General features: G+C 67.9%; 11 protein-coding genes. 8 read left to right on the top strand and 3 right to left on the bottom strand.

The features are described 5' to 3' along the window. Window positions 1-48 precede the first annotated feature (48 nt). From VJ655_RS09055 to VJ655_RS09035, 5 genes are all read left to right on the top strand, one after another. The gene (locus VJ655_RS09055; RefSeq protein WP_324110741.1) at window positions 49-1,665 is read left to right on the top strand and encodes an amino acid permease; all 1,617 of its coding nucleotides are present in this window, start codon (window positions 49-51) and stop codon (window positions 1,663-1,665) included. 191 nt (window positions 1,666-1,856) lie between these two features. Further along, complete coding sequence (locus VJ655_RS09050; RefSeq protein WP_324110740.1) at window positions 1,857-2,567, top strand: MBL fold metallo-hydrolase; 711 nt, start codon at window positions 1,857-1,859, stop codon at window positions 2,565-2,567. A gap of 167 nt (window positions 2,568-2,734) precedes the next feature. Then, window positions 2,735-3,499: a response regulator gene (locus tag VJ655_RS09045; protein WP_324110739.1), complete on the top strand. Its 765-nt coding sequence runs from the start codon at window positions 2,735-2,737 to the stop codon at window positions 3,497-3,499. Beyond that, the gene (locus VJ655_RS09040; RefSeq protein ID WP_324110738.1) at window positions 3,496-4,914 is read left to right on the top strand and encodes an ATP-binding protein; all 1,419 of its coding nucleotides are present in this window, start codon (window positions 3,496-3,498) and stop codon (window positions 4,912-4,914) included. The genes VJ655_RS09045 and VJ655_RS09040 overlap by 4 nt, the downstream gene beginning before the upstream one ends. A 157-nt stretch (window positions 4,915-5,071) precedes the next feature. Beyond that, complete coding sequence (locus tag VJ655_RS09035; protein WP_324110737.1) at window positions 5,072-5,824, top strand: hypothetical protein; 753 nt, start codon at window positions 5,072-5,074, stop codon at window positions 5,822-5,824. A gap of 9 nt (window positions 5,825-5,833) precedes the next feature. Here VJ655_RS09035 and VJ655_RS09030 read toward each other — a convergent pair whose 3' ends face one another. Next, window positions 5,834-6,502, bottom strand: a complete 669-nt coding sequence (locus VJ655_RS09030) for a DUF1345 domain-containing protein (protein WP_324110736.1) — start codon at window positions 6,500-6,502, stop codon at window positions 5,834-5,836. 119 nt (window positions 6,503-6,621) lie between these two features. Here VJ655_RS09030 and VJ655_RS09025 point away from each other — a divergent pair, with 119 nt between their 5' ends. After that, window positions 6,622-6,789 (top strand): hypothetical protein, encoded by a 168-nt coding sequence (locus tag VJ655_RS09025; RefSeq protein ID WP_324110735.1) that lies wholly within the window; start codon window positions 6,622-6,624, stop codon window positions 6,787-6,789. A gap of 9 nt (window positions 6,790-6,798) precedes the next feature. Continuing rightward, the gene (locus VJ655_RS09020; protein WP_324110734.1) at window positions 6,799-7,005 is read left to right on the top strand and encodes a general stress protein; all 207 of its coding nucleotides are present in this window, start codon (window positions 6,799-6,801) and stop codon (window positions 7,003-7,005) included. A 71-nt stretch (window positions 7,006-7,076) separates the two neighbouring features. On the opposite strand, the gene egtB is transcribed toward VJ655_RS09020, so the two are convergent. Together egtB and VJ655_RS09010 are read right to left on the bottom strand one after the other, a co-directional pair. Next, complete coding sequence (gene egtB / locus VJ655_RS09015; RefSeq protein ID WP_324110733.1) at window positions 7,077-9,239, bottom strand: ergothioneine biosynthesis protein EgtB; 2,163 nt, start codon at window positions 9,237-9,239, stop codon at window positions 7,077-7,079. Between the two features lie 289 nt (window positions 9,240-9,528). Further along, window positions 9,529-10,149, bottom strand: a complete 621-nt coding sequence (locus VJ655_RS09010) for a TetR/AcrR family transcriptional regulator (RefSeq protein WP_414646962.1) — start codon at window positions 10,147-10,149, stop codon at window positions 9,529-9,531. Window positions 10,150-10,289: 140 nt separating this feature from the next. Here VJ655_RS09010 and VJ655_RS09005 point away from each other — a divergent pair. Further along, window positions 10,290-10,756: haloalkane dehalogenase (locus tag VJ655_RS09005; protein WP_324110731.1), on the top strand; the 467-nt coding region annotated here is incomplete at its 3' end.

Here is a 10,756-nt window from a genome sequence, read left to right as displayed (position 1 = left end):
TTTCCAAAAGGCGACCCCAGGGGGAGTCTTGCCTATCCAGGAGGAACTATGTGGCGCGTAAAATCGCTTGATGCGATCCTAGCGACGGCTGAGAAGAAATCCCTTCATCGCTCGCTGGGCCCCGTGCAGCTAACGCTGCTGGGTGTGGGCGCGATTATCGGCACCGGCATCTTCGTTCTGACCGCCGCCGCGGCGCAGAAGGCCGGTCCGGGCATGATGTGGAGCTTCGTGATCGCCGGCGCCGTCTGCGCTTTCGCCGCGCTCTGCTATTCCGAATTGGCCTCGATGGTGCCCGTCTCGGGCTCGGCCTACACCTATTCCTACGCCGTCATGGGCGAACTGCTGGCCTGGATGGTCGGCTGGGCGCTGATCCTGGAATACGCGGTCGCCGCCAGCGCCGTGTCGGTCGGCTGGTCCGGCTATTTCCTAGGCCTGATCGAGAACGCCTTGGGCTTCCACTGGCCCGATCTGTTGCGGCAAGGTCCGACTTGGTCCCTGCACGGCTGGATGCCGGTGGCTGACTTCAGCGTCGGCATCGTCAACGTGCCGGCCATCGTCGTGGCCCTGGCCGTGACCGCCCTGCTGGTGATCGGCACCACCGAGAGCGCCACCGTCAACGCGGCCCTGGTGGCGATCAAGGTCACCGCCCTGACCGTGTTCATCTTCCTGGCCCTGCCGGTGCTGAAGACCGGCAACTTCTCGCCTTTCACCCCGAACGGCTGGTTCGGCCCCGCCGGAACGACCGGCATGGGGGTCGTCGGCGCCGCCGCCTCGATCTTCTTCGCCTATGTCGGCTTCGACGCCGTTTCGACCGCCGCCGAGGAGACCAAGAACCCACAGCGCAACGTGCCGATCGGCCTGATCGGCTCGCTGGCCATCTGCACCATCTTCTATCTGCTGGTCGCCGCTGGCGCGATCGGCGCGATGGGCGCCCAGCCCGTCGTCGGCGCCGACGGCTCGGCCGTCCAGCCCGGTTCGGCCGCCTTCACCGCCGCCTGCTCGCTGGTCGAGAACAAGGACCGTCTGGTCTGCTCGAACGAAGCCCTGGCCCACGTGCTGCGCCAGATCAACTTCCCGTTCGTCGGCAACCTGCTGGGCCTGGCCGCCAACCTGGCCCTGCCCTCGGTCATCCTGATGATGATCTACGGCCAGACCCGGATCTTCTTCGTGATGGCGCGCGACGGCCTGCTGCCCGAAAAGCTGGCCGCGATCCATCCCAAGTTCAAGACGCCGCACGTCGTGACGATCGTCACCGGCCTGTTCGTCGCCCTGGCGGCCGCCTTCTTCCCGGTGGGCCAACTGGCCGATATCTCGAACTCGGGCACCCTGTTCGCCTTCTTCATGGTGGCGATCGCGGTGATGGTGCTGCGCAAGAAGGATCCGACCCGCCATCGTCCGTTCCGGACGCCGTTCATTTGGGTCGTGGCCCCGATCGCCCTGATCGGCTGCGCGGTGCTGTACTTCAACCTGCCCTTCGAGGCGATGATGGTGCTGCCGGTCTGGGGCGCGCTGGGCCTGGTGATCTACTTCGCCTACGGCTACCGCAAGAGCCATGTCGGCCGTGGCATGTTCGACGTTCCGGAACTGGATCCGAGCGCGCCGGCCACGGGCGTGGCCCCGATGCCGGGCGCCCCGGCCCCGGGCTCGAAGGAAGAGCGCCAGTAAAAGGCTTGGCTTGATCTTCGGCCGCCAGAGTCAGTCTACTCCTGATGCTCCATCAGAAGTAGACTGGATCCGTCGATTTAATCTTGGAGCGTAACAGCCGAAACCGCTTACACTTTCGGCTGTTACGCTCTAAGCCTTTAGGTCGGAAGGGCGGGCGCTTCGGCTCCCGCCCTTTTTCTTTGGAGTCTTTTATGACCCAGCCCATCGCCGCCATGATCGCCCCGGTCACCCCACTGCAGCAGAACTGCACGATCGTCTGGTGCACCAAGACCATGAAGGCCGCCGTGATCGATCCGGGCGGCGAGGTCGACCGCCTGATGAAGGCGATGACCGACAAGGGCCTGACGCTGGAGAAGATCTGGATCACCCACGGCCACATGGACCACGCCGGCGGCGCGGCCGAGCTTAAGGCTCGCACCGGCGTCCCCATCGAAGGCCCGCACAAGGACGACCAGTTCTGGATCGACCGTATCCAGCAGAGCGGCGAAATGTACGGCATGCCCGAGGCGCGGATCTTCGTCACCGACCGCTGGCTGGACGACGGCGACAAGGTCACCCTGGGCGAGACCGAGTTCGAGGTCTTCCACTGCCCGGGTCACACGCCCGGTCACGTGGTGTTCTTCCACCGCGAGACCAAGTTCGCCCAGGTGGGCGACGTGCTGTTCCAGGGCTCGATCGGCCGCACGGACTTCCCGCTGGGCAATCACCAGGACCTGATCGACTCGATCACCCAGAAGCTCTGGCCGCTGGGGGAAGAGGTGCGCTTCGTGCCCGGCCATGGACCGATGTCGAGCTTCGGCGCCGAGCGGCGCTCCAACCCGTTCGTCGGCGACCGCGCCATCGCCGCCATGAAGGCTCAGGGCGCGGACTATCACACGCCTGAAAACCACTCCCCGGGCTAAACCGCCTGGACCCGATCCACTAAGGGGGGTGAAGCGGATCGGGCCCCGACGCCGACGGCCTGGGATGGGGGATGGCCGCCGGTGCGACACCGGATCGCATGGCAGGGTTGCGCGCCTGTTGCAGAGGTGAAATCTGAACGTGACGGGGCCATGACAGGAAAGCTCGCATGGAAAACGCCCAGAACACCGTCCAAGGCGATGCCGATGCGCCGCGTGGCGCGGCGCCGCGCATCCTGATCGTCGATGACGATCCCGGCATTCGCGACGTCGTCTCAGACTTCCTTTCGCGTCATGGCTATGCGGTCGAGACGGCGCAGGACGCGCGGACGATGGAACAGGTGCTGGCCCGCGGCCCCATCGACCTGATCGTGCTGGACGTCATGCTGCCCGGCGAGGACGGCCTGGCGATCTGCCGCCGGCTGTCTTCCGCCAACGACGGCCCCGCGATCATCATGCTGTCGGCCATGGGCGAGGAAACCGACCGCATCGTCGGCCTGGAGCTCGGCGCCGACGACTATCTGCCCAAGCCCTGCAATCCCCGCGAGCTGCTGGCCCGCGTCCGCGCCGTGCTGCGTCGCCGCCAGGAGCCGCGCGTGGCCGACGACGCCATGGGCGCGGCCTGCGAGTTCGCCGGCTGGCGCCTGGACCTTGTGCGCCGAGAGCTGCGCTCGCCTCAGTCGGTGGTCGTGAACCTTTCCAGCGGCGAGTTTTCCCTTCTGCGAGCCTTCGTCGAGCGGCCTCAACGGGTGCTGACCCGCGACCAGCTTCTGGACCTGGCCCGCGGCCGCGACAGCGACGCCTATGACCGCGCCATCGACGTCCAGATCAGCCGGCTGCGGCGCAAGCTGGACGACGGCGGCGGCGGCGAGCTGATCCGCACCATCCGCAGCGAAGGCTACATGTTCACCGCCAAGGTCGTGCGCACCCCATGACCATGTTTCGGCGCGGCGCGCCGCTGTTCGTCCAGGCGCTGGGTCTCGTCATCATCACCCTGGTGGCGGCCCAGCTGATCGCGATCGCGGTCATCTTCAACCTGCCGCCGCCGCCGCCTGAGTTCTATCGGTCCAGCGAGATCGTCCGCGCGCTCAAGACGGGCCAGCCCGTACAGCCGCGCGATGGCCGCCTGCTGGTGGTCAAGCAGCGTGGCTCGATCCGCTCCACCGGCCCCGACAGCATCCGCCGCGCCGATTTCAAGGCCGGCATCGCCCGCGCCATCGACGTTCCGGTCAACCGCGTCGAGATGCAGATCGACAACGGCCCTCGCTTCTTCGTGCGTCGCTTGCCGGTCAATCCGCCCAAGACCCCTGAAGACGACCGGCGAGGCCCCGCGCGCGGCCCGCGCGAGCCGTTCGCGCGCGAGCCCGGTCCGGGCGGCCCGGGCGCCGCTCGCATGCAGGGACGCGACGAGCCCCTGATCTTCGGCGACTTCAAGCTTGGGGTGCGCCAGAGCGACGGCCACTGGCTGGTCGTCGAGCCCAAGCCCACCTTCCGGCTGGACAGCTGGCAGCAGCGAATCCTGCTGATTCTGCTGCTGTCGGTCATCGCGGTCACGCCGCTGGCCTGGCTGTTCGCGCGCCGACTGGCCCAGCCCATCACCGCCTTCGCCGACGCCGCCGAGCGGCTGGGCAAGGATCCGCGCACGCCGCCGCTGAATCTTTCCGGCTCCACCGAGGTCGTCGCCGCCGCCTCGGCCTTCAACATGATGCAGGAGCGCCTGCGCCGTTACGTGGAAGACCGGACGGCCATGGTCGGCGCGATCGCCCACGACCTGCGCACCCCGTTGACCCGCCTGAAGTTCCGCATCGAGGCCGCGCCCGACGACATCAGGCCCAAACTGGCCGCCGACATCGACCAGATGGAGGCCATGATCTCCGCCACCCTGGCCTTCGTGCGCGACACCAACCGACCGGCCGAACGGACCAAGCTGGAACTCTCCTCGCTGCTGGAGAGCGTGGTGGACGAAGCGGCCGAAACCGGCGGCGACGCCACGGTCGAGCGCGCCGAGAAGACCGTGATCGAGGGCGATCCGGTCGCGCTCAAGCGCCTGGTCTCGAACCTCGTGGAGAACGCCCTGAAGTACGGCGGCGCGGCGCGCGGCCGAGTCTATGCCGAGGACGGCATGGCCATCATCGAGATCGACGACGACGGTCCCGGTGTGTCGCCGGCCGAGCTGGAACGGGTGTTCGAGCCCTTCTACCGCGGCGAGCCCTCGCGCAATCGCCAGACCGGGGGCATCGGCCTTGGCCTGGCCGTCGTCCGTTCCCTCGCCCGCGCCCATGGCGGCGACGTCACCCTGGCCAACCGTCCCGGCGGCGGCCTGCGAGCCAGCGTGCGCCTTCCGGCCTGAATCCCGCCCGGCCTGAATCCCACCCAGCCTGAATCCCACCCGGCCCCAATCCCGCGAAAGCGTCACGATTGTTGCGCCCCTGCAAAGCCGCCTCCGTTCGCTGACATTGCCGGGCAATCCGGACGGTCTTCAAAGCTTGGCGATTGGAGACCCCCGCATGACGCCTCGCGCCCTTGTCCTGACCACCGCCCTGGCCGCCGTTCTTGCCGCCTGCGGCCATACGCCGGACGGGCCCGGCGGACCGGGCGGACGCGAGATCGGACCGCCAGGCGCGGACGCGCGCGGACCGATGGGCGGCGGCCCGCAGCTGTTCATCAGTCCGGCGGGCGAGCCGTTCCGCGCGCCGGGCGATCAACCCTACCCCGTCGCGGCGTGGTTCGCGGGCGCCGACGCCAATCATGACGGCGCCTTGAGCCGCGACGAATTCGTCGCCGACTCCCTGCGCTTCTTCGCCGTGGTCGATGTCGACCACAACGGAGTCATCGATGGCTTCGAGGTCTCGGCCTACGAGAACCGCATCGCGCCCGAAATCGTCGGCGGCGCCGCGCCCGGCGTGATGCGTCGCGGGCCGATGGGCCAGGGCCCCGGCGGCGGAGATGGCCCGCCCGGCGGCGGACGCGGACCCGGCGGCGGGGGTCGCTCGGGCGGCGCGATGGGCAATGCCCTGCAGGGCGCATCCCTGTACGGCCTGATCGCCGAGCCCGAACCCGTCATGGGCGCGGACGCCGACTTCAATCGGCGCATCACCAAGGATGAGGCGACCAGGGCGGCCAAGACGCGCTTCGCCCTGCTCGACGTCGACAAGGACGGCGTCCTCAAGCTCGCGGAGCTGCCCAAGACCCCCGCCCAACTGCGGTTGAAGGGCGGCAAGGATCGTGGTCCGCACGGGGGGCGTCAGCGCCGGCGCTGAGCCCTGGCCCTAGCCGCCCACCATGCTGGCGATGATGTTGATGCCCAGCGCCAGCACGGCGGTGTTGTAGAAATAGGCCGCCGCGGCGTGGGCGGTGACAAGCCGGCGCAGTCGCGAGGTCAGGATATTGTTGTCCGAGACTTGGAACGTCGCCCCCACGCTGAAGGCCAGATAGGCGAAATCGAGATAGCTGGTGGGCTGCTCGCCGGGAAACTGGATGCCGCCCTTGCTCTTGCCCTCGCCGAAATGGCGGTGGGCGTAGTGCAGGACGAAGACCGTCTGCAGCACCAGCCATGACAGGATCAGGGTGGCCACGGCGCTGCCGACGACCACGGCGCGCGCGCTTCCCGGCGCGTCTTTCGAGACGATCATCGCGTCGACCACCGCCACCAGGCTGGCGAGGATGGCGGCCAGTACGATCAGCATCAGCGTCGGCACGCCCTCGTCGTACTGCGCGGCGCGCGATCGCATCTCTGCTTCGTTCGATCGAATGAACAACGTCCACATCGTCAGTAGATAGACGAAGGCGGCGGTGTCCCAGGCCAGCAACAGATGCGAACCCCGCGGCGCGCCGAAATATTTGGCCACCGCCCAAGCCACGATTCCCACGACCGAAGCGGCCGCCAAACGCCAATGTGACATGGCGCGGTTCAACGTCTGCTTGGGCGTGCGGGCCATCGTCTGGCGACTCCTCGACCGGAGAACTTTCCCGGTGCGGTGTAATTAGTGCGGCTTCATGGTGAACCGAAAGCGACTTCACTGGTTACTTCACCGGAACGTGCAGGAAACGACGCCAAGTGACCGACCCAGACGCCCCGCCTCCGCCCGAGCCCAAACCGCCCGAGTACGAGCCCGGCGTCATCCCCGTCGAGGAACCTCCAACCTCGCCGCCGGTCGATCCTGGGGACGATCGTCCCTATGACGCCGCTGTCTCGCTCGTACCGCCTGTGACCAGTCCCGACTAGGAGCCCCAAATGGACATCGATAGCGAACGTCCCCGCGGTCGTCGCGGTTTCGCCGCCATGGACCCGGAACGCCGCCGCGAGATCGCCAGGAAGGGCGGAGCTAGCGTGCCCAGCGAAAAGCGCAGCTTCGCCAAGGATCGAGACCTGGCGGCGAACGCCGGCCGAAAAGGCGGATCCTCCTCGCGTGGCGGTCGTCCCGGCGAACGCGAACTCTAGAGCCAATCCCCTCGAATTACGTCGGTTCCGAAAACGGTCGGAACCGACGCCTTTTCGCGTCTTGAGCGCCGTCAGGCCGTGAGGGCGTAGACGGCGAAGGCCGGGTCGGGGCTGATCCAGCGCTGATCCACCGTCCACCCCGCGCGGCGAGCGATGGTCTCGAACGCCTCCGGCCGATACTTGTACGAGTTCTCGGTGTGGATGGTCTCGCCGGCGGCGAAGCGGAAGCCGTAGTCGCCGACCATGACGATCTGGTCGCGCACGCTTTCCAGATGCATCTCGATCCGGCTTTCCTCGGCGTTCCACACGGCCTTGTGCTTGAAGGCCAGGGGATCGAACGTTCCACCCAATTGGCGGTTTATGTGCGTCAGCACATTGCGGTTGAAGGCGGCCGTGACGCCTTGGGCGTCGTCATAGGCCGGGATCAGCACCTCCGGGTCCTTAGCGACGTCCGCGCCCACGATGAACAACGCCCCCTCGCCCAGCAGCATCCGCGCCTGACGCAGCAGCGCCTCGGCCTCCGCCGGCGCGAAATTGCCGATCGTCGAGCCCGGGAAGAACCCGACCAGCGGGCGCCCCCGCGCGCCCTCGGGCGCGTTGAGCGCCTTGGTGAAATCCTCGACCAGGGGGGCGACGCTCAAGGCCGGATAGTCGACCCGCAGGCTGGAGGCGGCCTCCTCGAGAGCGCTGGGGCTGATGTCGATCGGCGCGTAGACGGCGATCTGGGGCGCCGCGTCCAGAACGATCCGGGTCTTGGTGCTGGCGCCGCTGCCGAACTCCAGCAGCGCCGCGCCATCGGGGATGCGAGCGGCGATCTCCGGCGCGATCTGGCGCAGGAGAGCCGTCTCGGTCCGGGTCAGGTAGTATTCCGGCAACTCGCAGATCGCCTCGAACAGGCGCGAGCCCTCGGCGTCGTAGAAATATTTGGCTGGCAGGGTCTTGGGCGTGGCCGACAGGCCCGCCACCACCTCGTCCAGGAACGGATCGCCCGCCGTCACCTCGGCCAGGCGATCGTCGTCGGCCAGACGCACGCCGGCGAACATCCAGCGCCGATCCGGATGGAAGAAATTGCGGTAGGTCGGCCGCGAATGGTCCGGCGGCGTGGCCTCGCATCCGCCGCGCAGCACCATCTGGTTGACCATGAACTTGCCATTGTACTCGCCAAGCGCCCCCGGTCCGGGCTTGAAGCCGGGATAGGCGGCATAGGCGCTGGCGGTCCATTGCCAGGCGGCCCCGTAGAGCTGTCGCAAGGCGCTCACCCCCGAGGCGGTGGCGGCGGCCTCCCATTCTGCCTCGGTCGGCAGCCGACGTCCGCTCCAGGCGGCGTAGGCGGCGGCCTCGTAGTAGCTGACGTGGACGACCGGGGCGTTGGGATCGACCGGGTGACGCCCGCGCAGGGTCATGGTGGTCCAGCCGCCGTTCTCGGACGGCCGCCAGTAGGACGGGGCCGTCCAGCCCTCTTCCCGCACCTTGGCCCAGCCTTCCGACAGCCACAGATCCGCGCGGGCGTAGCCGCCGGCTTCGATGAAGGCGATCCACTCGCCGTTGGTCACCAGCCGATCGGCCAGCCGGAACGGCGCGACGTAGGTGCGATGGCGCGGACGCTCGTTGTCGAAGGCGAAACCCGCTTCTTCGGCGCCGATCTCGACAAGACCTCCGGCGAAACGGTGAAAGCGCTGCGGACCCGGATCGGGACGCGGCGCGACCGAACCCGCCTGATAGGCGGGGCTGAGCGGCGACTGGGCGAACAGATGCAGGATGTCCATCAGGATCAGTTCCTGGTGCTGCTCCTCGTGCGCCAGGCCCAGGTCGACCCGTTCGCGGATCTCGGGCGTCATTGGGCCTTCCAGCAGGCGCTGCATGGCGGCGTCGACGTGAGCGCGATAGGCGCCGACGGTCTGGCACGAGGGACGGGTCAGCAGTCCCCGCTCGGGTCGCGGCTGCCGAGGTCCGACCGCCTCGTAGTAGGAATTGAACAGATAGCCGAAGTCGGGATCGTAGACCGTGTAGTCCGGCAAGAACGGAACCAGCAAAAAGGTCTCGAAGAACCAGGTCGTGTGGGCGCGATGCCATTTCGTCGGACTGGCGTCCGGCATCGACTGGGCCAGCTGGTCCTCGGGCGACAGCGGGGCGGCCAAGGTCTCGGTTCGCCCCCGCACCCGCTGATAACGATCCGTCAGCGCGTCGACCGCGGTGTTGGCGAGATTCATCGCGGGCAGATCGTCAGGGGTCATGTTGGCTCCCGTAGGCTGCGGTGGCGCTCGTCAGCCCAGGCGACGACAACGCCCCCGGAACTTCGGTGTTCCAACCTCCGCTGGCAAGTCGGCGCGGCTCGCGCTGCTGACAGCCTGTGTCAGGACGGGCCTTTCAAGGGCGTGGCTCAGACAACCCATTCCGGGGCGAGCCAAGACCACGGATTGGAGGGTAAGCGCCACCGTCGCCGTCTATTGATCGTAGGACGCCGATCGCCCCTTACGTTCGGCGCTCCGCCGGCCGGGGAATTGAGCAGCCTCGGCCGGCCCCCTACCGGCCCGCCGGTTCCGCCAGCAGGCCTGAGATCATCGCGCGCAGAACCTCCGTCGCCCGTGACGGCGAAAGTTCCTGGTCGCGGCGCAGGCGATTCCAGGCGTCGAAGCTGAGCAGCAGATCGATGGCCTCGAAGCGGACGGGATCGCGAGCGACCTCGACCGGCAGCTCCCGCCGCAGAATGTCCCTGCCGACGCCGACCAGCTTGGCGTTGTCCAGCGCCAGGGCCGGCGACTGATGACGGTGAGCCTCCGAGGCGCGCTTGAAAGGCCCGATCCGCTCGTAGGCCCAGCCTCGCCGCTCGACCAGCTCCAGCACCCGCTCGCGCCAGGTCGCGCCCTTGAACGGCGTGTCGGCCAAAGCCAGCAGCTCGCCCTCGATCACGGCGGACATCTCGCGAAAGAGGCTCTCGAGATCCTTGAAGTGGCGAAAGACGGTGCGCAGCCCGACGTCGGCGCGCGCGGCGACCAGTTCCGCCGAGGGCGAGACGTGACCCTCCCGCACCAGGTCGAGCATGGCCTGGACGATGCGATCGCGGCTGTCCTGCCCGCGGCGGCGGCGACCATCGGCGGGCGGATCGCCATCCGGTCGGGGGCGAAGATAACGCACGGTTTCCAAGCCAGGACTCTCCTTCGCCTCTTGCTTAGCCCTGGACGATATCGACCGCCACCGTCGCGCGACGCATCGGGCGTTCTTGACACCGATCGATATATTGGCACTCATTGTGTCAATAATTGAAGACCGGAAGGGAGAACGCCGTGGACGTGTTGCGAACGCCGGATGAGCGGTTCGAGGGGCTGACCGACTGGGCCTTCGCACCGCGCTATACCGAGGTCGAGGACGCCGACGGGACGCCCCTGCGCATCCATCACGTCGATGAAGGACCGCGAGGCCAGCGTCCGATCCTGCTGATGCACGGCGAGCCGTCGTGGGCCTATCTCTATCGCAAGGTGATCGCCGATCTCGTGGCGCGGGGGCGCCGGGCCGTCGCGCCCGATCTCGTGGGCTTTGGCCGATCGGACAAACCCGCGCTGCGGACGGACTACACCTACGAACGCCACGTGGCCTGGATGAGCGACTGGCTGGTCCGCAACGACCTGAAGGACATAGTGCTGTTCTGCCAGGACTGGGGCGGGCTGATCGGCCTGCGGCTGGTCGCGGCCTTCCCCGAGCGGTTCGCCGCGGTCGTCGTGTCGAACACCGGCCTGCCCGTCGGCCTCGGCAA

The organism is Caulobacter sp. (genome assembly GCF_035254145.1).
In the GTDB taxonomy this organism is placed as follows: Bacteria; Pseudomonadota; Alphaproteobacteria; order Caulobacterales; family Caulobacteraceae; genus Caulobacter.
Note: the sequence above shows the minus strand (reverse complement) of the source record. Positions and strands in the feature narration are given on the sequence as shown.

Bases quoted from the DNA above. Each gene is read 5' to 3' on its own strand.
- VJ655_RS09055 (WP_324110741.1), top strand. From the start codon at position 49: ATGTGGCGCGTAAAATCGCTTGATGCGATCCTAGCGACGGCTGAGAAG.
- VJ655_RS09050 (WP_324110740.1), top strand. From the start codon at position 1,857: ATGACCCAGCCCATCGCCGCCATGATCGCCCCGGTCACCCCACTGCAG.
- VJ655_RS09045 (WP_324110739.1), top strand. From the start codon at position 2,735: ATGGAAAACGCCCAGAACACCGTCCAAGGCGATGCCGATGCGCCGCGT.
- VJ655_RS09040 (WP_324110738.1), top strand. From the start codon at position 3,496: ATGACCATGTTTCGGCGCGGCGCGCCGCTGTTCGTCCAGGCGCTGGGT.
- VJ655_RS09035 (WP_324110737.1), top strand. From the start codon at position 5,072: ATGACGCCTCGCGCCCTTGTCCTGACCACCGCCCTGGCCGCCGTTCTT.
- VJ655_RS09030 (WP_324110736.1), bottom strand. From the start codon at position 6,502: ATGGCCCGCACGCCCAAGCAGACGTTGAACCGCGCCATGTCACATTGG.
- VJ655_RS09020 (WP_324110734.1), top strand. From the start codon at position 6,799: ATGGACATCGATAGCGAACGTCCCCGCGGTCGTCGCGGTTTCGCCGCC.
- egtB (WP_324110733.1), bottom strand. From the start codon at position 9,239: ATGACCCCTGACGATCTGCCCGCGATGAATCTCGCCAACACCGCGGTC.